The following is a 22,293-nucleotide window of genomic DNA, read 5'->3' on the forward strand; positions in this document are numbered from 1 at the left end:
GCAGAAAACCGGTTTGCACGGCATAAAAGCCTGCCGGAAAGGCAATTTTATATACACATACCTAAAAAAAGTTGGCGTTTTACCAAAGGAAGACGGGAGGTGTGACGGATTTGGCCAGGTTGATTGCAAAAAAAATTACCGGACTTATCCTTGCGAGTCTTGCCGTTGCGCTGTTCAGTTCGACTCCGGTGCACGAATGGGCCACCACGCCCCGGCAGATTCGGGTATTGGAGGGCCACAGCGCATTGTTGAAACTGGGTCTTCCGGTCAGTGCAACCGTAACATCTTCCGATTCTCATGTGGCAACCGTAAGAGGGGCGCAATCCGAATCCGGAACCTCGTTCAATTTAAAACAACCGATTCAAATCGATTCGGTTACGCAGGGCGATGCGAATGTCGAAGTCAAACTGTTCGGCATCCTGCCTTTGAAATCGGTTCACGTCAGTGTCGTGCCGGATGTCAAAGTGATCCCCGGCGGCCAGTCGATCGGTGTCAAGATCAAGTCAGCCGGCATCATGGTTGTGGGCTACAATTTGGTGAAGAACGCACACGGCTCCTTTTCTCCCGCGGAAGCCGCCCATATCAAAATCGGCGACGTGATTACCGCCATTGACGGACGAACGGTTCAGAACACGGAACAGGCGGCAGCGTTGATCAACAAAGCGGGAAAAGAAAAACGCGATCTGGAAATCACGGTCTTGCGTTCCAAAACACAAATGAAACTTCGGGTCACTCCGGGATGGGACAAAGAGACCGAATCCTACCGCATCGGTTTGTACATTCGCGATTCGGCGGCGGGTGTCGGAACCCTGACTTTTTACGCGCCCCAACACAGTGTGTTTGGAGCCTTGGGCCATGTCATTTCTGACATGGATACCGGGCAGCCGATCACGGTCAAAGAGGGGCGTGTGCTCCATTCCAGCGTCACCTCCATTGACAAGGGCGAGAGCGGCCAACCGGGTGAAAAGCGAGGCACCATGATCGACGAGGACAATGTGCTGGGGACTATCACCAAAAACTCGGATTTCGGGGTTTACGGCAGAATGACAAAATTGCCGGATTACGGCAAAATCAACGAACTGGTACCGATCGCGTTGGCGGAACAGGTACAGGAAGGACCTGCGAAGATCCTCACCGTTGTGGACGGCCAGAGAGTTGAAGAATATTCGATCGAGATCGTCAATGTGCTGCGCCAAAAATATCCCGCAACCAAAAGCATGGTCATCAAGATCACGGATCCGCGCCTGATTGAAAAAACGGGCGGCATCATACAAGGCATGAGTGGAAGTCCGATTTTGCAGGACGGGAAACTGGTCGGAGCCGTAACGCATGTTTTTGTCAACGATCCCACCCAGGGGTACGGCGTCTTCATTGAATGGATGCTAAATGAAGCGGGTATCCGAACGAAACCCGCCAAAGAAGCGTCATGAAGCACTCGGAAACGGGTGTTTTTCTTTTTGGGTCTTTTGTCCTAAATTTTATAAGAATATTCGACAGGATCGATCATAAAAATCCAGCAAGAACGTAAGAAAACTCGAAATGGGTGGCTGATGTCGAAAAATATATGACGAAATTTGTCAGAATATTTTATTGGGTGTTTGGAAGGATTAGGCATCGTTTTGTCGAATCATATTTTCTGTGGAAAGAACGGTCGAAGGGGGACCCAGAGTGAGTCAAATCAAAGTATTGGTAGCAGATGACAATCGCGAATTTGCGGAACTTCTCAGGGAGTTTATTTCTGAGCAGCGAGACATGGAAGTCGTAGGAATTGCTTACAACGGGAATGAAGTGTTGGATATGATTGAAAACCACACTCCAGATGTTGTAATCCTGGACATCATTATGCCTGTCCTCGATGGAATCGGTGTATTGGAGAACATACGGACGTTGAATCTGAAGCCGGAGCCGAAAGTGATCATGCTTACGGCGTTCGGCCAGGAGACGATTACAAAGCGTGCGTTGGAATTGGGAGCATCCTACTACATTTTGAAACCATTTGACATGGATATCTTGATCAACCGCATCCGTCAGGTGGTGCGTGTCCCCAGCGGTTCCAAACAAGTGCCGGTAATGACCCGCGGCAAGAATGTCGATGCGTCGATCACCAACATCATTCATGAGATCGGAGTTCCCGCTCACATCAAGGGGTACCATTATCTGCGGGAAGCGATCAACATGGTGTACAAGGATGTGGAGATTCTCGGCTCCATCACAAAAATTTTGTACCCGAAAATTGCCGACAAATACAACACCACTCCGAGCCGCGTCGAGCGGGCCATCCGGCATGCAATTGAAGTCGCTTGGGGACGGGGCAACGTCGATGCGATCCGTTCCGTCTTCGGCTACACCGTCAATGTCGGCAAAGCCAAACCCACCAATAGCGAATTTATCGCGATGGTGGCTGACAAATTACGGATTGAGGCGAAGATTAGCTAACATCTGATCCAATCATCTTATGGACAAGGCGAAAAACATCCCGTATCACTATACAAAGTGATACGGGATACCTGCTTTTTTATGTTCAGAAATGGAGCCTGAAAAACGCTAATTAACAGCCCTGTAAGGTTCAGAAAAATGACGGAATTGCGTTTAAACGCACCGACCGTCCGAATTTAGCTGCTTTGCGATTGCAGTGCGAGCGTCGGAACACCCCGCAGTATATCTTTGACAGGGCAGACCCGTTCGACATGTTCGATCAGAGCTTGGATACGCTCCGGGTGGGAAGACGAGTCAATGTCGATCCGATACCGAATCTCTTGGAACCCGGGACGAACGTTGGGATCTTTCTCCAAAAATCCGTTGGGATCGAGGTCTCCCTCCACGTATACTTTTGACCCTAGCAATTCCACTCCATGCTTTTTCGCGAAACTGGAAATGAGGACGTTGAGGCATCCGCCGAGAGCGGCCAATACAAGTTCTACCGGGTTTGGTCCTTGGTCCGTGCCGCCTAAGGAAGGGGGTTCGTCAATAATAATCTGCTTGCCGTTTATGTGAGCTACAGAGCGAACGCTTTCACCGGACCAAACAACATTTGAAGTAAAGGTTAATTTTGGCATTCCAACTACCTCCTCATAGTTTGAATATTGAATGGTGATGAGAGTAGATTAAACTCTATATTCCTATTTGTCAACTAGGAATTTGGTGTTTGGAATTTGGTGTTGCATCAAAATACATTCTCGGAAATTGAGTTATGTATCATTCTGAAGTGACCCGACTGGAGTTGATTATTTTCGGCGTTTGGTACATCATAGAAAACGGATGGTTGGCAACCCCTGTTCATCTGAGGCGATGCGAATGAAAAGGGGTGTTTGTTCACTTGAGAGGGGTACATACCATGAAAGAGTTGCAATCCATGAATCGTGTCCTGCTGGGACCGGGGCCCAGCAACGTGCATCCGGATGTCCTGAAAGCGATGGCGACACCACTTGTCGGACATCTGGACCCTTATTTTTTTGAAATCATGAACAGTACCCGCGAGATGTTGCGAACGGTGTTTGGCACCAGGAATGAATTGACGATTCCGATGTCGGGTACGGGTAGCGCCGGTATGGAGACCGTATTCGTCAATCTGATTGAACCCGGCGACACGGTGCTGATTTGCGTAAACGGCGTATTCGGGGAACGCATGAAGGATGTTGCCGAACGCTGCGGAGCAACGGTTATCGAGGTGAAGGCGCCTTGGGGGCAGCCGGTTGAACCGGATGAAGTCCGCGGAGCGCTGGAAAAAGTCAAAAAGGTGAAACTGGCGGCGATCGTGCAGGCGGAAACTTCGACCGGAGTCCGCCAGCCTCTGCGGGAGATCGGGGAGATCGTCCATGCGTTCGATGCGCTGTATGTTGTCGATTCCGTGACCGCGCTTGGCGGAATCCCGGTACAGGTGGATGAAACGGGAATCGATGCGTGTTACAGCGGAACGCAAAAATGCCTGAGCGCACCTCCCGGTTTGTCCCCCGTAACGCTGAGCGAGGCGGCCGTTAACGTTGTCCGGAACCGGAAAACCAAGGTGCAGAGTTGGTATCTCGATTTGGGAATGATTGCTAATTACTGGGGTGAAGAACGGTTTTACCACCATACGGCTCCGATCAGCATGATTTTCGCTTTGCATGAAGCGCTTCGCATTTTGCTGCAGGAAGGGTTGGACAACGCTTTTGCGCGGCACGAAAGGAACGGCAGACTCCTGCAGGAAGAATTGCGGAAAGCGGGATTTGAACTGTTTGCGGCGGGAGGGTACCGCCTGCCTCAACTGACATCGTTCCGGTTGCCGAAAGGGGCAAACGATACGGAGTTGCGCCATCGCCTGCTGGCAGATTACGGGATCGAGGTGGGAGGCGGTTTGGGCCCCCTGAAGGGACAGATTTGGCGGGTCGGACTGATGGGGCATTCCAGTACGCTCTCCAATGTGCGCCTGTTTGTGAGCGCTTTACAGGATATTTTCGGCAAGTGACGGGGCTGTCAACAGCCTCTTTTTCATGTTTTTGTCATATTTAGGGGCGGAAAGGGGCTAGGCGAGGCAGAGCAAAACTTGTTAGAATAAAAATGTGAAAAGAATCACAAAGTTGCAGGTTGCATAAACCTGACACATCCCGTCAACGGAAAAAGGAGAGGGAGTCATATGCTCATCCATGTCGATTATGAACAGTTTGCTTCCAAATTGCTGACCGACCGGGAAAGAGAGGTGCTGGAGGGGCTGGACATCCGCCTGTGTGTCGATAAAGAATGGGGCACCATCCACCACGAAGTGTGCGCGGATAAAGTGCATACCGTTGAGGAAATCAAAGAAGAGGACAAAGTACTCGACAAATTTATCAACCTGTTGCACAAAGAGATGAAATTATATGTATAATTTTAAAAAGCCCGCCCCGGTTTGAGGTGTGCGGGCTTTTACATGTTGTTCCTTATTTCCAAATAGACGTTCAGCGGCACGATGCGATATCCTTCCCGCTGCAAATCGTCCAGAATCAAAGGCAGCGAACGCACGGTCAACGTTCGGTCCAGTTCTCCGTCGTGCGCCAACAAGATCCCCCCGTTGCGCTCCCGGATCAGTTTCATCACCCTGTCTCTCACCGCTTCCGGGGTATTCGTGTTCCGGTTTTCCACGCAAACGTTCCAGAGAACCGTTTCCTTGCCCATTTGTTCCACGGTGTCCCTGATTGCGGAACTCATTTGACCGCGTGGCGGACGGAAGTAATTGGTCACGGGCGCAGCCGGACCCAATATGCTTCTTACCGCTGCGTCGGCGCCGGACAGTTCCGCAGATACTTGCTCCTTGTTCAATTCTTCGAGATGCGGATGGGTGAATGTGTGGTTTGCCACAAGATGACCCTGTTTTGCGATTTCACGAACCAACTCGGGATGTTGGAGCGCATGCTCGCCGACAATGAAGAAGGTGGCGGTTAAATGACGTTTGGCGAGAAGTTTTAAAATTTCAGGCGTAAACCGGGGATCCGGACCGTCGTCAAACGTCAAGGTCACCGTTTTATCCGGCACCCGGGCGAGAACCGATTGTTCATGCGGAACCCTTTGCGTCACGAAAAAAGAGCACCACTGCCAGCGACACAGCCGCAACCAGCCAGTGTTTTACGGTGATTCCCGTCACGGCGATTCCCCTCTCTTTTTGACCTTGATCGATAAATCCACTTTAAAGTTTACCTCGCATTTCGAGCAAGCTGCAAAATTTGGCAGAAAAAAACTTGCCTCCGAACAGGCAAGTTTTGCAAAGACCGGTCTGGTCATCAGTTATCTGCGTTTCTTTTTTTGTAGAAACCATAGAGAATATAGGCTGCCGTCAAGAGGATGGCTGCAGCGACCGCAGGCTGCACATAGGGTTTTGCGATTTCATTGATCTGTTTCCAGTTGCTGCCGAGCTGATGCCCCAAATAAAGAAAGAAGATGGACCACGGAATGATGGCCAGCGTCGTGTATGTCACAAATTTCAAAAACGACATTTTTGCGATTCCCGCCGGTATCGAAATCGCATGCCGGACGACGGGGATGAAACGGGCTGTGAAGATGACGCCCGTGCCGTATTTGTTGAACCAATTTTCCGCAATGTCGAGATGTTTTTTATGGATCAAGATATATTTCCCGTACTTTTCCAAAAAAGGTCGTCCGCCATAATAGCCCATCCAGTACAGAAACAGTTGGGCGAGCACTCCGCCGACGGTACCGGCGATAACGGCTCCAGCAAAACCGATTTTTCCAAGCGAGACCAGATATCCGCCGTAAGCCAAAACGATTTCGCTGGGGACCACTTCGACCATCAGCCCGATCGCGATTCCGAGATAGCCGAGGTCCGTAAGCGTCGTCAAAACAGCATAAACAAATTCTTTCATGGCTCTCCTTCTTTCCTATGACCTAAATCATAATATTATCAACCCTTGCAATAATTGGCAAGAGGCAATTGCCGTTTTACTGGTTCCCGGCTGCAGATACTAATTATGGTCGCGGTTCTGCCGCATTGTGCAAAATGCCTGAACAGCGAAGGAAGGCGGCAGACGATTTTGCGTGAAGTGGCAGTGGCGTTAAGAGTGGGTGTCGCGCGTTTGGCAAACGGGGTGTGCCTGATCGTCCGGGCGTAGAGAGGCAAGCGTCCCCGATTTTCCGCCGTGCCTAAAAAAGCATTTTGGTGTATACTGTAAATAAGGGTGAATAACTGAATGGAGGAATCGGGGTGCTGAACAATTCTATGGCTGAGCTTGGGTGTGAACGGCCTGAAGTCATTCTTAAGCTCGACCGGAATCAGATTCCCGCCGGAGGAGCGCTTACAGGCAGTTTTTTGTTTTGGCGGGAGAGCATGGAGCGCACTGACAATACCATTGAGGTTGATTTTGTACTGCGAGCCCAACTGGATGATGAGGTTATTGAACAAAAAATAGACGAATTTCAAACGGACCCGCTCGTGATTTCGGAAGATACCCAAATCGCGGAGTTTCCTTTCACGTATCGTTTGCCGAAATGGCTCCCTGTATCCACCCATGCGATCCGGTATTATTTGAAACCGCGGCTTGCGTCCGCTTACGAATCGACGCCTTGTGGGGAAGAGTATGCGGGGATGCAGGCGATCATCGTTCAGCCGAACGAGGACCAGACGCGTTTGATCAAGGCGATTACCGATTTGGGGTTTCAGGAAAAACTGGATTCCCGTTTCTGGGACGGAAAGCATCAGGAGTTTGATTTTGTCGCGAGTAAAGGGGGAAACACCGGAATTCGGGAACTGAGCGTACAGTTTCAGCCGAATCACGACACCGTGCAGATTCAATTTCATGTCGACCGGCGGGAACCGGCAAGCTTTGTCATTGCAAAAGACCAGGATCTTGCAGCTTCTCTCAGGAAAGCGTTACGGTTGGAGTAACTTGCGGATCGGAAGCAAAGGGAAGGCCTCGTATCCAGGTCTTCCCCTTTAATTTTTGTTCCATTCCCTTGCGAAGATTCCCGGAGTTCCACCGGTGTGCCAGAAAAGCACCCGGTCCGACGGCTGCAGGACTCGGTTTTTTGCGTAATCGAGCAGACCGGCCATCGTCTTGCCGGTATACACAGGGTCAAGGAAGACTCCTTCCGTTTTCGCCAGCAACTCAATTGCCAGCAAGCATTCCGGCGTCGGTATCGCGTAACCTTTCCCGAGATAGCGGTCGTCGATCCGGACGGAACCGCAAGTCTCGGTACCAATCATGAGATCCGCCGGGAGCGCCGGGGCCACCAGCTTCTGCGCAGCCGCGAGACAGGCCGCAACCCGTTCGGTGCTGTCGGTTTCGTGGAGCCATGCACTGATTCCGACGATTTTCTCCTGTGGGCTGCCGCCGGTGGCATGCAGTTTTTGCCCTAACAGCAGACCTGCGTGGGTGCCGCCGGACCCGGTTGTCACAAAAATCCAGTCAAACATCAGACCTTGGGTCTTGGCTTGCCGGACGTATTCCCCATACGCATCGACGTAACCCAGCGTTCCCAAGCCGTTGGAACCGCCAACGGGGATCAAATACGGGTTGCGTCCTTGTTGCTGTAGTTCTTCAAAGGTTTTGTCGAGGGCCGCAGCCTGCTCCCGCGGCGTATAGCAACCGCTGAAAACCAGTCGGGCGCCAAGCAGCTCATCCATCAGCAGATTTCCTTTGCGGGTACCCGGATCTTTGCCCGCAAACACCAGAACCGGCTCCAACCCCAACCGTACCGCCAGCGCCGCTGTCGCACGCGCATGATTCGATTGAGGCCCCCCGGTTGTGACAACGCAGTCAGCCCCTTTTTCGACAGCGTCAGCCAACAGGAATTCGAGCTTGCGGATCTTGTTGCCGCCGGTTGCGATGCATCCCGTCATATCGTCGCGTTTGATCCACACTTCCAGGCCGATCGTTTCGGAAAACCTCGCAAGTTTCTGCAAGGGAGTGGGCGTCACAGCCAAAGAAAGACGATTGGGGAATGGCGGATGCGGCATAAAGATCCCTCCCGAAGATTCAATTGCCCTTTACGTTTCATAATAGATGCGAATCGTTTCATGGAGGCGAATTGTGAAAAAACCCTGTGCCTCGAAGGGACAGGGGTGTGGTTGCCTCAGGTCTTATGTTATTACTTGAGGGTTTTCAGATATTTGGCGATTTCCGCTTCCTTGCCGGGGGCGAGCCCTTTCGGCATAGCGTTTCGTCCATTCTTCAGAACGTCGATGATCTGCTCCTCGCTGAGCGCGGTTCCGACCAGTTTCGGACCTACTCCGCCTTTCAGATCCGCACCGTGGCAGGCAGCGCAGTTGTTTTTGACAAACCCTTGAATGTCCCCGCCGGCAGCTTCCTTTGCTTCGCCGGGTTTGGCGGCGGCTTCCTGGGAATTGTGATTAAGACCGTACAGAATGACTCCGATCCCGAAGAGGATACCCAGTGTGGCAGGCACCGCAGCAACGAGAAGACCTTTCAGCGTTTTCATGTCTGGTTTCAACCTCCCTTTCTGCTTCTCTTATCCTATCACAAATCGGAAAAGAGTGAAACTGGCTTTGGACTAACAGCTTTTTCCCGCGCCTCGTTTTAGTGTACAATAATCATAGAAATCGGAAAATGGAACATTTTGTGACAAAATTAAGGAGAGGATTGAACTTGAAACTGCAGGGCAAAGTCGCGGTCATCACGGCCGCCAGCAAAGGATTGGGCAAAGGAATTGCGCTTCGTTTCGCACAGGAAGGCGCCAAGCTGCTGATCGCAAGCCGCAAGGAAGCCAATATTCAAGCGACCGCGGAGGAGATCCGCAAGGCGACGGGCGCGGATGTCACCGCGCTTGCTGTTGACGTCTCACAAAAAGCCGATGTTGACAAACTGCTGGATACTGTGCAAACCGTATACGGCACGGTCGACATTCTGGTAAACAACGCAGGCGGACCGCCGGCGGGCACGTTCCTCGACTTTGACGACGACGCATGGCAAAAAGCGTTCGAACTGAACCTGATGAGCGTGGTCCGCGTTACGAGGGGACTCGTTCCGCTGATGATGAACAAGAGAAGCGGCAGAATCATCAATATTACGTCGGCGGGCGTCAAACAGCCAATCCCCAATTTGATCCTGTCCAACGCGATCCGGGCTGCGGTCAACGGTTTGACCAAGACTTTGTCGCAGGAATTGGCCCCGTACGGGATTTTGGTCAACAATCTGGCGCCCGGCCGGATCGATACGGACCGGGTGCGGGAATTGGATCAAATCGCAGCCGAAAAAATGGGCATTTCCGCCGAACAGGCCAAGGAGAACTGGACGAAGCAGATTCCGCTCGGCCGCTACGGAACAGTCAACGAATTTGCCAATGTGGCGTTGTTCTTGGCGTCTGACGAAGCGAGCTACATCACCGGTCAGATCTATGTGGTCGATGGCGGATTGGTGAAGGGATATTAAACTGGCGTACTTCTTGCCCCGAAATTCTCATACAGTAAGTAACAAGCGGATACCGGCGGTCATGTGCGGCATACGCATACGGCACGCGCGATCCGTCTGTTTGGAATCTTTGGGGCCCCGCCGAAGTGCACGGTGATGTTTGGGAACTTTTGTAATTCCGGCGGAGGATCACGAGGGGTGACTCCATGAATCAGAATACGCTTACCTTCACGTATGCCAAGAACCCGGGCAAAAAAACCGCTTTCGAACCCCCGCCCTTCCGTTTCCACACTCCCGTGAAGATGCCGCAAGAAACCGGTGCGTTTCCATCGGAATGGATCACCCTTCCGGAGCGCGACTACGAAGAAGCGCTCTGGGAGCTGGACAAATTGGTCGGGCTGACGCCGGTCAAGACGACGATTCACGAGTTGGCGCATTATGCGGCCGTTCAGCAGTTCCGCAAAAAGCAGGGGTTTAAAACTCCGGCAATGACCATGCACATGGCCTTTCTCGGCAACCCGGGAACCGGCAAGACCACGGTGGCGCGACTGCTTGTCAAGCTGTTTCACCGGATCGGAATCCTCAAAGAGGAAAAATTCCTTGAGGTGAGCCGGGTCAACCTTGTGGGGAATTATGTCGGCCATACGGCGAAGGACACGATGTCCGTGCTGCAGGAAGCGAAAGGCGGGATTTTGTTTATTGACGAAGCCTACACACTGGTCCGGGACAATCCCAACGATTTCGGGATGGAAGCGGTGGAAACGCTGCTAAAATACATGGAAGACCATCGCGATGAAATCATCGTCATCTTTGCGGGATACCGGGATCCGATGCTAAAGTTTCTCGGCAGCAATCCGGGACTGGCTTCGCGGATACCGTACCAGCTTCATTTTCCCGATTACACGATGACGGAGTTGCAGGAGATCACAAAATATATCGCCGGAGAATATGATTATGAAGTGTCCCCATCGTACGAGAAAGCGCTTTTGAACTTGTGTTTTCGCGAAAAGCAAAAACACAATTTTGCAAACGCCAGGTTTGTCAGGAACCGCATCGAAAAGAGCATTCGCAAACAAAACGCGCGGCTTGCCAAGGCGAGCGGGTTTCGTCCGGAAGAATTGAACGTCCTGCAAGAAGAAGATCTCTAACCGTCGTCGGCATTCGGCATGATTGGGAAGTCCGATTCATAAATTTCTCTCCTTCTTTTCATCCTAGAAAAGAAAAGGAGGAAATTGTGCATGAGATCCCGTGTTTTCGCTTTCATCTTGCTCATACTCGCTTTCCTGGATCCCTGCATGGCGCAGGCAGAAACGAAGCATACCACTCTGACGGTGAACGGCATCCCGGTACAGCTTCCTTTCGCTCCCCGTGACGCGGGAGGGGATATCACGACCGATGTGTATGCGCTGCAAGGAGTGTTGCCGATATCGGTGGAACACAGAGGGACGGAGCGGATCATACGCTACGGCGGCCACCAGTTGGAAGTTCAACCGGGACGGGTGGCGGCGATGCTGGACGGCCGATGGCTGATTTTGAAAAAGGCGCCGGTCGAAGAGAGGGAGGGCTTGCTCTTGCCAAGCCGCCAACTGTTCGATCTGCTGACCGTCCCTTACCGAATGGAGGATGGCCAAATTATCGTGACTTTGCCTTCCGATTCGGTGGAAAAACTGCAAAAAGAAGCCGCAAGACTTGAAGGGGACAAAACAAAAATCGGATTTATCGGCGTTCTGCAGCCCCATCGCTGGATTGTCGCGATGAAAACGCTCGTCGACGGGAAGCCGGTCGGTTACGGCAATCTGTATGAAGCGGCGCGGGAAACGAGTGCAAACGGAACCCGCACATGGAAGTTAACGAAACTGCGCACCATATCGGATACTGCAGGTCAGGTGTACCTCGAGTGGATGCCAAACGGCAGCATATACGAGAATATTGTTTCGGACAAAAGACCGGAGTTCCTGATCGTTGAGACGTGCAACTGCGTGGGACGGTACCAGTATGGTACGATGTTTACCGTCACGGAGATGGGGGTGGTTCCCGTATGGCACTCGCAAGCCACCTATGATCGTGTTCAGAAGACTGCAAAGGGCTGGGCGTTGATAACTCATCGCAAAGACGCGATTCCGACCCGCACCAGCGCAACCATGCCATTTTGGGAAATCCACGAAATGTGGAACGGGCAGTCGTTTGTGATCACCAAACAGGAATACCGTGACCCTTTAAAATAACCCCCTTTGCGTTGACAAAAATTGTTGGTACAATATGGGGGTCATAGCGAGAGGGGGTACATGAGCAGTGAATGACAACAAATTCTATGTCACACAGGAAGGACTTCGCAAACTGGAGGAGGAGCTGGAATACCTCAAGACCACCAAACGCTCCGAGGTCAAGGAACGCCTGAAAATCGCCCGTTCCTACGGCGATCTCAGCGAAAACAGCGAATACGAAGCGGCAAAGGATGAGCAAGGGATGGTGGAATCCCGCATACTGATGCTGGAAAATCAGCTTCGTAACGCCGTATTGATCCGGGACGAGGACAAGGTAAAAGGGGTTGTCACCATCGGTTCCACCGTGACGATTCGCGAAATGCCCAACGGTGAAAAAGAAGTGTACACCATCGTCGGTCCGGCGGAATCGGATCCGCTGGAAGGCCGGATTTCGAACGAATCTCCGATCGGCAAAAGCCTGCTTGGCAAGCGGCAAGGCGATATTGTCACGGTGCCTGCACCGAGCGGCGAAATGACGTTTGAAATACTAAATGTGGAATGAGCGGGACAAATCTGGGGATAGCAGCGGCAAGTCGCTGATCATTGCGCTGTTTCTGGCGGCTCTGGCAACCGCGGATCGATGGGAGCGAAGCTTGTTGCCCAAATGACTTGTCGTGCCGCGTTTGCAGGTTAAATAATGGGGCAAAAAGGATGACGCATTTCTGTCAATGTGTTATACTTTATCCGAAGGAGGGTCAGGTATGACACAATATATCGAACAGCGCTTGCAAGCCATGCGTTCATTTGTGGAGACCTGTGAACAACGGTACGGGATGACAAGCAAGGAATTTGTGGAGTATTACAGAGAGTTGGAAAGCCACGGAACGGAAGACGAGTACCGCTGGTGGGTGTATCTGTCCTTTTTGGGCGCCCGGTGAAAGCGTTTGCTTGTGAACATATGATACCGCTCAGGCTGTGAGGCTTGGGTTTTTCTGTTTCCCGGGAGGGATTGGAAGCTTCGATATCGAATACAATAACCTAGGAATAATGAAGTTGGGGCGGTATCGATGGATTATATCAAGCGCACGAAACAACGGTACGACGAACTGGCTCGTTCCCACGAATGGAGACATACGGAACTGACCCCGGGGCTTGTGGTCCGGTTTACCACGATGCTGTTGGGTGACCGGATTTTGGATCTCGGCAGCGGTGCGGGGCAGGATACCCTGACGCTCAAACGCTACGGGGTTCATGTGGAGGGGTTGGACATTTCGGAAGAAATGCTCGCCGTTGCCAAACAAACGGTGGATGACGTGCCGTTTCAAAAAGGGGATTTCCGCAACCTGCCGTATCCGGATGAAATGTTTGACGGAATTTGGGCCAACATGTCGTTGTTGCATTTAATGAAACAAGATCTTCCGGTCGCACTGTCCCAGGTACGGCGGGTGCTGAACGATTCCGGCGTGTTGTACGCCTCGTTTTTGACGGAAGGGGAAGACGGGTTTATCGACGGTTTGTACTATGCGTTTTATTCCCCAACCGAACTGCATGCGATTTTTGACCAGTGCGGGTTTGCGATTTTCGACGAAGTGACAAGCGAAGATACGATCCATTTGTTTGCGAGGAAAAAATAATTGCGGGCCGGCAAAAATCATATATCTTCTAAAAAATCTTCTAAAAAATCTTCTAAAAATAGGATTGACAGAGTGGTTCAGGATTACTACAATTTTCTTCAGAAAAAACATATGCGAGCACATGACCAGCAGAGCAGGTTGCATAACTGGCGGAAGTGGGTTACCACGAGGGAGTGCAACCGACGAGAATGGCCGACCGCCTGGGCCCCTTTTCACAAGCAAAGGGGGTTCAGACGGTTTTTTTGCAAGTGTTGCTGGGAGAATCAGGAGGGGTAGAGCATGATACGCGTATTGGTGAGTGATCCGATTTCGGAACAAGGACTTGGGAAACTGCTGGAAGCCGACGATATCCAGGTTGATATCAAACCCGGTTTGAGCGAAGAAGAACTCTGCAGCATCATTGCCGAGTATGACGCGCTGCTGGTCCGTTCGCAAACCAAGGTGAATGCGAAGGTGCTGGAACATGCGGGCCGTCTGCGGGTCATTGGCCGTGCCGGCGTCGGGGTGGACAACATTGACGTTCCGGCGGCTACGCAGCGGGGAATCGTGGTGATCAACGCTCCCGACGGAAACACCATCTCGACCGCTGAACACACATTCGCGATGATGATGGCGATGGCACGCAAGATCCCGCAAGCCCACGCGTCGATTCTGCGGGGGGAGTGGGACCGGAAGACGTTTGTCGGCGTGGAGTTGAACAACAAGGTACTCGGCATTATCGGGTTGGGGCGAATTGGAGCAGAAGTTGCAAAGCGTGCGCAAGCTTTTGGCATGACGGTGCTCGCCTACGATCCCTTCCTGTCGCCACAGCGTGCCGACGCTTTGAATGTCAAACAATCGACCGTCGACGAAATTGTGACGCAGGCTGACTTTATCACCGTCCACACGCCGTTGATCAAAGAAACCAAATACCTGATCGCGGAGCGCGAATTCGGGATAATGAAAGACGGAGTCCGGATCCTCAACTGCGCCCGCGGCGGCATCATCAAGGAAGAAGCATTGATTGAAGCGTTAAAATCGGGAAAAGTGGCCGGTGCCGCATTGGACGTGTATGAAGTGGAGCCGATCGCCAAAGATCATCCGCTGAAAGATTTTCCAAATGTGGTGCTGACGCCTCACCTTGGAGCCTCCACCGAAGAGGCCCAGATTAACGTCGCGATTGACGTGGCGGCAGAAGTGCTGAAAGTTTTGCGTGACGAACCGTTCAAGAACGCGGTGAACTTGCCGTCCCTGCCTGCCGACAAGTTGAAGCAGGTCGAACCGTACCTCGCCCTAGGCGAAAAACTCGGAAAACTTGCCGCGCAACTGGTGGACAACCCGGTCACCAAAATCGCAATCACATACAGCGGCGACATCAGCAATTTGGAAGTGGCACCGGTTTCCCGGACGATTTTGAAAGGGATTCTGTCGTATCATCACGGGGAGGAAGTCAACTTCGTCAATGCGCCGCTCGTGGCGGAACAGGCTGGCATTCAAGTCGTGGAGTCCAAAACCGGCAAGCATAGCGTCTTCACAAACCTGATCGAACTGGAACTGACAACGCCCCACCAGACCCGTCGCGTGGCGGGAACGCTCAACAACGGGTTCGGTCCGCGCATTATCCGTTTGGACGGCTACGCAATTGACGCGTCGCCGGAAGGCCGCATGATTGTCACCTCCCATCTCGACCAACCGGGAATGATCGGACGGATCGGCATGATTTTGGGCGATGCCGGTATCAACATTGCGACCATGCAGGTCGGACGCAAGGAAGTCGGCGGAAAAGCGGTGATGGTGCTTGGCATCGACAACCCAGCAACTCCGGAAGTCATTCGGGAAATCGCGGAGATCCCCAACATTCTTGAAGTGTTTCACGTTGAACTGTAATCGTTTGGCGCCTGCGAAAGGCGCCTTTTTCGCGTGTTTGCCGGGCATTCGCCCGCACCCGGGACTTGGCGAATGGCAAGTTTTCCTTATACAATGGAGGCAAGTACTGACAGCAATTGGAGATGGCTTGGTTTGGAGACTTGGAAACGCAACCTGTACATGATGTGCTTTGTACAATTTGGGGCAGGCATCAGTTTGAGTTTTATCTTCTCGTTTATCCCTTTGTATCTGCCGCATCTGGGAATCACGGAAACGCATGAAGTCGCGATCTGGTCCGGGATTTTGATGGCGGCCGCCCCGCTGTTTGCCGCGCTTTTGGGGCCGGCATGGGGAAATCTCGGCGACAAACACGGCCGCAAGCTGATGGTGGAACGCGTTTTGCTCAGCAATATTTTCGTCGTGATTGCGATGGGGTTTGTGACAGATGTCTACCAGTTGGTTGGACTGCGGATTTTACAAGGGATGCTTGGCGGATTTCAATCTGCCGCCATCGCTCTTGTAACATCGCTGCCGCCGAAAGAAAAAACGGGGGTGGCGCTCGGCATTTACCAGACCGCAACGATTGTCGGCACCGCAACAGGACCTTTTTTGGGCGGGGTGTTGGCTGATACGGTCAGTTACCGCTTTCCTTTTTTCTTTATGGGCTTGATCAGTTTTGCATCTTTGCTGATCGTTCACTTTCAAGTCAAGGAACCGCCACGCAGCCAAGCGGCCGGCAAAAAGACCGATTCTTTCCTGAAGAGCCTATCGGCCGTAACCCATATCCCGGGACTCTTGCCGATGGCGTTCATCAACTTCCTGATTCAATTTGGCATGATGGTGGTTGCGCCGATTGTGCCGCTTTACATCAAAGCGCTGGCCGGTCAGGAGTCTTATGTCGCCACCTGGACGGGTGTCATTTTGGCGCTGTCCGGGGCGGCGGCATCCGTTTCTTCGATCACAGCAGGACGGCTTGGCGACCGGGTGGGTCACCGGACGGTTTTAATCGCGTTATCGCTTGGAACCGCCGTGATGTTCGGGCTTACGGCCTTGACCACTACAATTCTCGCTTTTGCAGTCATGCGGATAGCCGCCGGGTTGTTTATCGGAGGGTTGATGCCGACGAGCAACGCCCTCATCTCTCGGTTTGTGACGGAAGAGAAGCGAGGGATGGCGTTTGGCGTCACCACCGGCATGACGCTCCTTGGTACAGTGGCGGGGCCATTGGCGGGCGGCTGGTTGTCGGGCGCCATCGGGCTGCAGTCCACCTTTTTGGTGACGATGGGGATGTTTGTCATCGCCGCGCTCTGGATTTGGACGCATCATCCGCAGCCGGAAGCCGGGAAGGTTGTCCGACGCTCATAATAAAATCGACAAGAGCACTCCGCAGGAGTGCTCTTGTTACGAATCATGGTTTTACAGTTCGAACCGTTCCGATATGTGATGGATTTTGTCCGATACTTCCCGCAGAAGGTTTGCCTGATCGGCCACTTGTTCCGTCGCGTTGTGCTGCATTTCGCCCGAAGCGGCGACTTCTTGCGCCGAAGAGGAGAAAGAATGGGAAATTTCCCGCACTTTTTCAATGCGAGCCTCGATATAATCGACGTCCTGCAGCACTTCCGCCATGACTTTCGCGTTTTGGATGGTATGGGAAGCGGTGATGGACGATTTTTCCGTCAGGGTTTGGATCAGCGATTGCAGTTCGCGGACCAACTCAAGCCCTTGGTCAACTTCTTGCCGTTCTTTTTTGACAACGGTGGCCGCCTCATTCGATTTTTGGCTGATGTTGCCCGCAAGCTGCATCACCTGGGACGCCACTTCGTCGGAACGGGAGGCGAGTTTGCGCACTTCATCGGCCACGACGGCGAAACCTCTTCCTTCCTCGCCGGCTCTTGCCGCCTCGATTGCGGCGTTTAACGCCAACAGATTGGTTTGTTCCGCAATTTCCTGAATGTCGCGAATCATTTGTTCGATACCCGCCGCCTGTTTTTCAAGTTCCTGCATCGAGGACTCCGCCGTGATGCTGGCTCGTTGGATGCGCTGCATCTGCGCCTGCAGATGGTTCGTTTTTTCCATGCCGCTCTGGGCGGAACTTTCCGCCTCCTGTGAGAGCTTGCTTGTAGCTTGCAGGTCGCTGCCTGCCTTGCGGATTTTATCGTTGATCTGTTTCAGAATCGTTTCCGTTTCCTGCACCAATTGGGATTGTTCGGTGGAACCGCTGCTGATCTGCTGCAGGCTGGCGGACAAGTGTTGAGAAGCGGCCAAAAGGTCGCGCACCATCTCCAATTGTTTGGCGCTTATGTCCTGGGTGGAACGGGAAGCTTTGCGGAGTTCTCCGATGATGTCATGCATCCCGATCGCCATTTTGTTGATTTCAAAGGAGATTTGTCCCAATTCGTCCCGGCGTTTTGTCTGTGCCCGCGCTTTCAGCTTGCCGGAAGAGATCGATTTTGTGACGGCGATCCAATGTTTCCAGTTTGAAAGAAAGGTGCGGAAGGACAGCCAGCCTGTCAAAACGGCAAGACCAACGGACAATCCGGTAAAAATGGCCCGCGCCGCTGCAAAATCGCTTGTTCACACCCCGATCACGGCGATCGCGGTCGGCAAGAGAGTGGCTGCGAGAAGCTTCCAGCCGAACGAGAGGGAGGGAACGACAACCCCCAGCCGCACGCTGTAGACCGGTTTGCCGTTGATCCGGATGGGTGCGGCAGCGTCAACCAACACTTCGCCGGTGTTGCGCGGATAAATTTGGACAAGCGGTTCCATTGTCTGCGCCGCCTTCAAACCGACCGGATCGTTAAACAGATTCCCTTCCCGCAGGCGGTTGGTGTGGAGGACGCCGAGTCCTTCCCGCGTGGCGAGAACGATATATTCATCCCCCTCCAGAAGCCGATCGAAAAGTGTTCTCAATTCGGGAGTCGCTTCTTCCAGCGAACGGCCGGCCAGCCTACTTTCAATTTCCTTTGCGATTTTTTGAATTTTGGTTAAGGCTCTCCTCTCAAGTTTTGCGTTGATTTTCACATAATCCGCCCCCCATTTAAGCCACCTTGATTTTTCTTTGCTCTTCTTTGTTCTATTTTTCTTTTTTCTTTTTTTAATTCTCAGAAATGAAAAAAAATCCTTCCTTCCGGCTTTTACATCCCGATATATTTTGCGTAGAGGGTTCTGGCCAGCGCCGGATCGTTCGTCCCCTGAACCAGCACCCGGCCGTCCGGAAAAACCACCAGCCGCTGGCCGCCTGTCTGAAAGCGAAGCAAAAATTTGTTTCGTTCAACCGTTCCCAGCAAAGACAGCCTGTGCTCCAAGGTATCGAGATCGAGCTTCATGTCTGCGACCGGCGAGATTTGAACCGTGTCCCGCCCGCAGAGGCTGACGGGTTCCGTTCCGGAACAGGGCTGCAAATAGTCAAATTGCCGTTTGCCGCAGCAGGGACAGTCCGGCCGTCTGGAGTTGGCGACATGGATCTCCGTCAGATAATGATCCCAGATGGAAACGTTCAGCAGGGTCGGGCGCAGGGCATCCGCGTCTCCGACCAGGATTTTCATGGCTTCAACCGCTTGAAAAGAAGCGACAATATGGATCAACGGCCCGATCACGCCTGCGGTGTCACAGGTTTGCGCGGCTCCCGGCGGCGGAGCGGATTCGAACAGGCAGCGCAGGCAAGGGGTGACGCCGGGGCGAATCGTTACGGTCATTCCGTGTGCGCTGACGCCGCCGCCGTACACCCACGGGATGTTGTGTTTGACACAGACATCGTTGACAAGAAAGCGGACCTGGAAATTGTCGGTGCCGTCCAGCACCAAATCGGCGTCGGATAAAAGTTTCTCCGCGTTTTGCCAGGTCAGGTCCGCGATAACCGGTTCCACGGCAACGCCGGAATTGATCCGCCGCAGTTTCTCGGCTGCGGCGGCCGCTTTGGGGAGCCCTTGTTCGGCGTCGTTCTCGTCATACAGCATCTGCCGCTGCAAATTGCTCGGCTCCACAAAGTCTCTGTCGATCAGGCGGACAAAACCGACTCCCGCCCGCACCATATGGTTCGCCAGCACCGTTCCCAGCGCCCCCATTCCGACAACTGCCACCCGGCTTGCCAACAGTTTCCGTTGGCCCGCCTCCCCGATGGGGGCGAACAAAATTTGTCTTGAATAACGTGTCCGATCCATAGTGAACAGCCTCCACAGGTCGCAAACTCTTTAGTTGCTCTTTAGTTGTTTATTCCAAAGGATTGACAAACGGATTCCAGGGGCCCTGCTGATGGCCTTTCCACTCCGATCCGTCTTCCCAAACCTCTTTTTTCCAGATCGGGACGATTTGCTTCAACCGTTCGATCGCGTAGCGTCCCGCTTCAAAGGCGGCGGCGCGATGGGGGGTTGCCACCGCGATCACGACGGACGCTTCCTCGATGTCGAGTTTGCCGATCCGGTGCGACATCGCAGCCTGCGTTCCCGGCCATTTAGCTTCGATTTCGGCGGCGATTTCCGCCATTTTTTTAACGGCCATTTCCGGGTACGCTTCATATTCCAGCAATACGGTGCGCTGTCCGTGGGTAAACTCGCGAACGGTTCCGACAAACGTCACGATCGCACCGGCATACGGATTTGACACTTTTTTGATCACCGCGTCGACAGACAGCGATTCGGCTGTCACTTCAAACTTCGGATCGGCGCCGGAACCTCCGGACACGGGCGGAATGACGGCCAGCTCGTCGCCTTTTTTGATGACGACCGACAAATCGGCATATTCCTGATTGACCGAGAAAAAGCTCCTGGCAAAGAGATCCGCCGCCTGCGGAAAAGCGGCCTGCAGCCGCGCAAGCAGATCGGCAACCGTCGCTCCCTCCGGCAAATCGACCGTACATTCACGGCATCCTGCCAGTTCCGCGACACCCGCAAAGAAACGAACTTTGTGCGACACTGTTCATCACCTCATTAAAAACATAACATACTGGCAGACGAGTTCCAATCGGGTATGGTATAATATCGGCAATAGATCTCCGAACCCTTTTTCCTAAAACGGGTGGTTCGGCTCCCGTCATGGAAGCTGGGTCGATAGGGATGCAGGGGAAACGCTGCATCCTCCCGATTTGGAAAGGAGAGTTAAAAAATGGAGCCTTTGGCGATGGTCCCTTTCACCGGGAACCGGACACTGACCGACAAGTTCGGGAGAACGCATGATTATCTTCGCATTTCGTTGACTGACAGATGCAACCTGCGCTGTGTCTATTGCATGCCGGCGGAGGGCATGAAATTCATGGAGAACGACAAACACCTCACGTTTGACGAGATCGAGTCGGTTGTTCGCGTCGCCGCCAAACTCGGAGTGCGGCGTCTGCGGTTGACGGGCGGGGAGCCGCTCGTCCGCCCGAATGTGGAGGAACTGGTCGCACGTTTGTCCGCCGTTCCCGGCATTGAAGATATCGCCCTGACCACAAACGGAATTTTCCTCGCCCCCAAAGTGGAAGCTTTGAAAAAGGCGGGCATCACCCGCGTCAACATTTCCCTTGATTCGATGAAACAGGAGAGGTTCGGAAAAATCACCCGGGGCGGCGACGTCAGCAAGGTTCTTGCCGGGATCGAGGCCGCGTTTCGCGTCGGATTTTACCCGATCAAATTGAATGTGGTGCTGATGAAGGGATTTAACGACGACGAAGTTGACGATTTCCTGCGGATGACAATGGAACGGGACATATGCATCCGTTTTATCGAATATATGCCGATCGGTCATGACGATGACGGTTGGCGGGAACTCTATCTGCCGCTGGATTATGTGAAAGAGCGCTGCAAAGCGCTGGGATTGCCGCCCCAACCGGCGGCAGCGGTATTCGGCAACGGTCCGGCGGAATATTTCAAGCTGCCGGGAGCGAAAGGAGCAATCGGCTTGATCCATCCGGTCAGCGATCATTTCTGCGAGAACTGTAACCGCTTACGGTTGACGGCCGACGGCAACATCAAGCCCTGTCTGTTCTGGCAGGACGAATTCAACGTCCGGAATTACGTCGGTGACGAGCAAGCGCTTGAAGACCTGTTTTTCCGGGCGCTTGACATAAAGCCGGAGAACCATGAAATGGCAAAAGTCCTGTTCCGCGAGGAATTGAGCCATCAGCCGACGGTTCGCCGGATGTCTCAAATCGGCGGGTAAGCATGGGGACGGGGAGCCGACACGACAAGGAGAAACATCCAATGAACAAGGATTTGACCCATTTTAACGAACAAGGGCGCGCACACATGGTCGACGTCACCGATAAGGCGGCAACCCGGCGCACGGCGGTAGCGTACGCGCGTGTTTTGATGCAGCCGGAAACCTTGCAGCGGATCAAGGAAGGAAAAATGGCGAAAGGGGACGTGCTGGGAGTCGCCCAGGTGGCAGGCATCATGGCGGCCAAGAAAACGTCCGACCTCATCCCGATGTGCCATCCCCTGCCGCTGACAAAGGTTGACATCCGGTTTGAGGAGCGTCCGGAAGAAAACGCGCTCGACATCTACGGAACTGCGAAAGTTTCCGGCGTGACCGGAGTCGAGATGGAGGCCTTGACAGCCGTTTCGGTGGCTGCCTTGACGGTGTATGACATGTGCAAGGCGATCGACAAAGGCATGATCATCTCGACGGTCTGCCTGCTTGAAAAAACCGGGGGCAAGAGCGGGGATTACGTGCGGCGTGGCGACATTTTCTGACAATAAAGTTGAAATCCTTTTTTCAGAAGCTGTGTACAAAGTTTTCAAAACAGATGTTTTGACTATGCACATATCTCAGGGAACGGGATGGGGAGTGGCTAAAACACAA

The 22,293-nt window shown here is 53.0% G+C and carries 25 protein-coding genes and 2 riboswitches; of the genes, 16 read left to right on the top strand and 9 right to left on the bottom strand.

What is annotated here, in order from left to right; all coding sequences use genetic code 11:
* Positions 1-110: 110 nt before the first annotated feature.
* Complete coding sequence (gene spoIVB, locus AC4ED1_RS08685; protein WP_490937652.1) at positions 111-1,430, top strand: SpoIVB peptidase; 1,320 nt, start codon at positions 111-113, stop codon at positions 1,428-1,430.
* A gap of 238 nt (positions 1,431-1,668) precedes the next feature.
* Positions 1,669-2,436 carry a sporulation transcription factor Spo0A gene (spo0A, locus tag AC4ED1_RS08690; protein ID WP_490937654.1) on the top strand — a complete coding sequence of 256 codons (768 nt, stop codon included), beginning with the start codon at positions 1,669-1,671 and terminating at the stop codon, positions 2,434-2,436.
* A 176-nt stretch (positions 2,437-2,612) separates the two neighbouring features.
* Here spo0A and AC4ED1_RS08695 read toward each other — a convergent pair whose 3' ends face one another.
* On the bottom strand, positions 2,613-3,056 hold the full coding sequence (locus tag AC4ED1_RS08695; RefSeq protein ID WP_490937656.1) for an OsmC family protein: 444 nt from the start codon (positions 3,054-3,056) through the stop codon (positions 2,613-2,615).
* A gap of 278 nt (positions 3,057-3,334) precedes the next feature.
* Between AC4ED1_RS08695 and AC4ED1_RS08700 the strand changes: the two genes are divergently transcribed.
* Together AC4ED1_RS08700 and AC4ED1_RS08705 are read left to right on the top strand one after the other, a co-directional pair.
* Positions 3,335-4,444, top strand: coding sequence for a pyridoxal-phosphate-dependent aminotransferase family protein (locus tag AC4ED1_RS08700; protein ID WP_490937658.1), 1,110 nt, complete (start codon positions 3,335-3,337; stop codon positions 4,442-4,444).
* A gap of 168 nt (positions 4,445-4,612) precedes the next feature.
* Positions 4,613-4,843 carry a hypothetical protein gene (locus AC4ED1_RS08705; RefSeq protein WP_490937660.1) on the top strand — a complete coding sequence of 77 codons (231 nt, stop codon included), beginning with the start codon at positions 4,613-4,615 and terminating at the stop codon, positions 4,841-4,843.
* A gap of 38 nt (positions 4,844-4,881) precedes the next feature.
* Here AC4ED1_RS08705 and AC4ED1_RS08710 read toward each other — a convergent pair whose 3' ends face one another.
* Positions 4,882-5,529, bottom strand: coding sequence for a polysaccharide deacetylase family protein (locus AC4ED1_RS08710; protein ID WP_490937662.1), 648 nt, complete (start codon positions 5,527-5,529; stop codon positions 4,882-4,884).
* A 203-nt stretch (positions 5,530-5,732) separates the two neighbouring features.
* Positions 5,733-6,332, bottom strand: coding sequence for an undecaprenyl phosphate transporter UptA (gene uptA, locus AC4ED1_RS08715; RefSeq protein ID WP_490937664.1), 600 nt, complete (start codon positions 6,330-6,332; stop codon positions 5,733-5,735).
* Between the two features lie 105 nt (positions 6,333-6,437).
* Here uptA and AC4ED1_RS08720 point away from each other — a divergent pair, with 105 nt between their 5' ends.
* Complete coding sequence (locus AC4ED1_RS08720; RefSeq protein WP_490937666.1) at positions 6,438-6,578, top strand: hypothetical protein; 141 nt, start codon at positions 6,438-6,440, stop codon at positions 6,576-6,578.
* A 92-nt stretch (positions 6,579-6,670) separates the two neighbouring features.
* Complete coding sequence (locus tag AC4ED1_RS08725) at positions 6,671-7,351, top strand: sporulation protein (RefSeq protein ID WP_490937668.1); 681 nt, start codon at positions 6,671-6,673, stop codon at positions 7,349-7,351.
* A 48-nt stretch (positions 7,352-7,399) separates the two neighbouring features.
* Here AC4ED1_RS08725 and AC4ED1_RS08730 read toward each other — a convergent pair whose 3' ends face one another.
* Together AC4ED1_RS08730 and AC4ED1_RS08735 are read right to left on the bottom strand one after the other, a co-directional pair.
* Positions 7,400-8,422, bottom strand: coding sequence for a 1-aminocyclopropane-1-carboxylate deaminase/D-cysteine desulfhydrase (locus AC4ED1_RS08730; RefSeq protein ID WP_490937670.1), 1,023 nt, complete (start codon positions 8,420-8,422; stop codon positions 7,400-7,402).
* Between the two features lie 131 nt (positions 8,423-8,553).
* Positions 8,554-8,904 carry a c-type cytochrome gene (locus AC4ED1_RS08735; RefSeq protein ID WP_490937672.1) on the bottom strand — a complete coding sequence of 117 codons (351 nt, stop codon included), beginning with the start codon at positions 8,902-8,904 and terminating at the stop codon, positions 8,554-8,556.
* A 167-nt stretch (positions 8,905-9,071) separates the two neighbouring features.
* Here AC4ED1_RS08735 and AC4ED1_RS08740 point away from each other — a divergent pair, with 167 nt between their 5' ends.
* The 8 genes from AC4ED1_RS08740 (at position 9,072) to AC4ED1_RS08775 (ending at position 16,881) form a co-directional block, all read left to right on the top strand.
* A complete protein-coding gene (locus AC4ED1_RS08740) occupies positions 9,072-9,854 on the top strand; it encodes an SDR family oxidoreductase (protein WP_490937674.1) in 783 nt (260 codons plus the stop codon).
* Positions 9,855-10,039: 185 nt separating this feature from the next.
* On the top strand, positions 10,040-10,981 hold the full coding sequence (locus AC4ED1_RS08745) for an AAA family ATPase (protein ID WP_490937676.1): 942 nt from the start codon (positions 10,040-10,042) through the stop codon (positions 10,979-10,981).
* A gap of 90 nt (positions 10,982-11,071) precedes the next feature.
* Entirely contained in the window at positions 11,072-12,058 is a 987-nt protein-coding gene (locus tag AC4ED1_RS08750) for a hypothetical protein (RefSeq protein WP_490937678.1), read from the top strand.
* Positions 12,059-12,125: 67 nt separating this feature from the next.
* Positions 12,126-12,599 (top strand): transcription elongation factor GreA, encoded by a 474-nt coding sequence (greA, locus tag AC4ED1_RS08755; RefSeq protein ID WP_490937680.1) that lies wholly within the window; start codon positions 12,126-12,128, stop codon positions 12,597-12,599.
* Between the two features lie 199 nt (positions 12,600-12,798).
* Positions 12,799-12,975 (top strand): hypothetical protein, encoded by a 177-nt coding sequence (locus AC4ED1_RS08760; protein ID WP_490937682.1) that lies wholly within the window; start codon positions 12,799-12,801, stop codon positions 12,973-12,975.
* A gap of 129 nt (positions 12,976-13,104) precedes the next feature.
* Positions 13,105-13,671 (top strand): class I SAM-dependent methyltransferase, encoded by a 567-nt coding sequence (locus tag AC4ED1_RS08765; RefSeq protein WP_490937684.1) that lies wholly within the window; start codon positions 13,105-13,107, stop codon positions 13,669-13,671.
* Positions 13,672-13,803: 132 nt separating this feature from the next.
* Positions 13,804-13,884: riboswitch (ZMP/ZTP riboswitch) on the top strand.
* Between the two features lie 66 nt (positions 13,885-13,950).
* Positions 13,951-15,537, top strand: a complete 1,587-nt coding sequence (gene serA / locus AC4ED1_RS08770; RefSeq protein WP_490937686.1) for a phosphoglycerate dehydrogenase — start codon at positions 13,951-13,953, stop codon at positions 15,535-15,537.
* 132 nt (positions 15,538-15,669) lie between these two features.
* Positions 15,670-16,881, top strand: coding sequence for an MFS transporter (locus AC4ED1_RS08775; RefSeq protein WP_490937688.1), 1,212 nt, complete (start codon positions 15,670-15,672; stop codon positions 16,879-16,881).
* A gap of 51 nt (positions 16,882-16,932) precedes the next feature.
* Here AC4ED1_RS08775 and AC4ED1_RS08780 read toward each other — a convergent pair whose 3' ends face one another.
* The 4 genes from AC4ED1_RS08780 to AC4ED1_RS08795 form a co-directional block, all read right to left on the bottom strand.
* Complete coding sequence (locus tag AC4ED1_RS08780) at positions 16,933-18,030, bottom strand: methyl-accepting chemotaxis protein (protein ID WP_490937689.1); 1,098 nt, start codon at positions 18,028-18,030, stop codon at positions 16,933-16,935.
* 60 nt (positions 18,031-18,090) lie between these two features.
* Positions 18,091-18,537, bottom strand: coding sequence for a hypothetical protein (locus tag AC4ED1_RS08785; RefSeq protein ID WP_490937691.1), 447 nt, complete (start codon positions 18,535-18,537; stop codon positions 18,091-18,093).
* A gap of 113 nt (positions 18,538-18,650) precedes the next feature.
* On the bottom strand, positions 18,651-19,676 hold the full coding sequence (locus tag AC4ED1_RS08790) for a ThiF family adenylyltransferase (RefSeq protein WP_490937693.1): 1,026 nt from the start codon (positions 19,674-19,676) through the stop codon (positions 18,651-18,653).
* Between the two features lie 49 nt (positions 19,677-19,725).
* Positions 19,726-20,427: a molybdenum cofactor biosynthesis protein gene (locus AC4ED1_RS08795; protein ID WP_490937695.1), complete on the bottom strand. Its 702-nt coding sequence runs from the start codon at positions 20,425-20,427 to the stop codon at positions 19,726-19,728.
* A 65-nt stretch (positions 20,428-20,492) separates the two neighbouring features.
* Positions 20,493-20,623, top strand: a riboswitch (molybdenum cofactor riboswitch).
* On the opposite strand from AC4ED1_RS08795, the gene moaA reads away from it, so the two are divergent.
* Both moaA and moaC read left to right on the top strand, forming a co-directional pair.
* Positions 20,617-21,651 (top strand): GTP 3',8-cyclase MoaA, encoded by a 1,035-nt coding sequence (moaA, locus tag AC4ED1_RS08800; protein WP_490937697.1) that lies wholly within the window; start codon positions 20,617-20,619, stop codon positions 21,649-21,651. (Overlaps the previous riboswitch by 7 nt.)
* Positions 21,652-21,692: 41 nt before the next feature.
* The gene (moaC, locus tag AC4ED1_RS08805) at positions 21,693-22,184 is read left to right on the top strand and encodes a cyclic pyranopterin monophosphate synthase MoaC (protein ID WP_490937699.1); all 492 of its coding nucleotides are present in this window, start codon (positions 21,693-21,695) and stop codon (positions 22,182-22,184) included.
* The last annotated feature ends 109 nt before the right edge of the window (positions 22,185-22,293 follow it).

The sequence above is a fragment of the Effusibacillus sp. SKA8 genome (genome assembly GCF_058273125.1).

Coding starts and splice junctions, on each gene's coding strand:
- AC4ED1_RS08695 (WP_490937656.1), bottom strand. CDS start 3,056: ATGCCAAAATTAACCTTTACTTCAAATGTTGTTTGGTCCGGTGAAAGC.
- AC4ED1_RS08700 (WP_490937658.1), top strand. CDS start 3,335: ATGAAAGAGTTGCAATCCATGAATCGTGTCCTGCTGGGACCGGGGCCC.
- AC4ED1_RS08705 (WP_490937660.1), top strand. CDS start 4,613: ATGCTCATCCATGTCGATTATGAACAGTTTGCTTCCAAATTGCTGACC.
- uptA (WP_490937664.1), bottom strand. CDS start 6,332: ATGAAAGAATTTGTTTATGCTGTTTTGACGACGCTTACGGACCTCGGC.
- AC4ED1_RS08720 (WP_490937666.1), top strand. CDS start 6,438: ATGGTCGCGGTTCTGCCGCATTGTGCAAAATGCCTGAACAGCGAAGGA.
- AC4ED1_RS08730 (WP_490937670.1), bottom strand. CDS start 8,422: ATGCCGCATCCGCCATTCCCCAATCGTCTTTCTTTGGCTGTGACGCCC.
- AC4ED1_RS08735 (WP_490937672.1), bottom strand. CDS start 8,904: ATGAAAACGCTGAAAGGTCTTCTCGTTGCTGCGGTGCCTGCCACACTG.
- AC4ED1_RS08745 (WP_490937676.1), top strand. CDS start 10,040: ATGAATCAGAATACGCTTACCTTCACGTATGCCAAGAACCCGGGCAAA.
- AC4ED1_RS08750 (WP_490937678.1), top strand. CDS start 11,072: ATGAGATCCCGTGTTTTCGCTTTCATCTTGCTCATACTCGCTTTCCTG.
- AC4ED1_RS08760 (WP_490937682.1), top strand. CDS start 12,799: ATGACACAATATATCGAACAGCGCTTGCAAGCCATGCGTTCATTTGTG.
- AC4ED1_RS08765 (WP_490937684.1), top strand. CDS start 13,105: ATGGATTATATCAAGCGCACGAAACAACGGTACGACGAACTGGCTCGT.
- serA (WP_490937686.1), top strand. CDS start 13,951: ATGATACGCGTATTGGTGAGTGATCCGATTTCGGAACAAGGACTTGGG.
- AC4ED1_RS08790 (WP_490937693.1), bottom strand. CDS start 19,676: ATGGATCGGACACGTTATTCAAGACAAATTTTGTTCGCCCCCATCGGG.
- moaA (WP_490937697.1), top strand. CDS start 20,617: ATGGAGCCTTTGGCGATGGTCCCTTTCACCGGGAACCGGACACTGACC.
- moaC (WP_490937699.1), top strand. CDS start 21,693: ATGAACAAGGATTTGACCCATTTTAACGAACAAGGGCGCGCACACATG.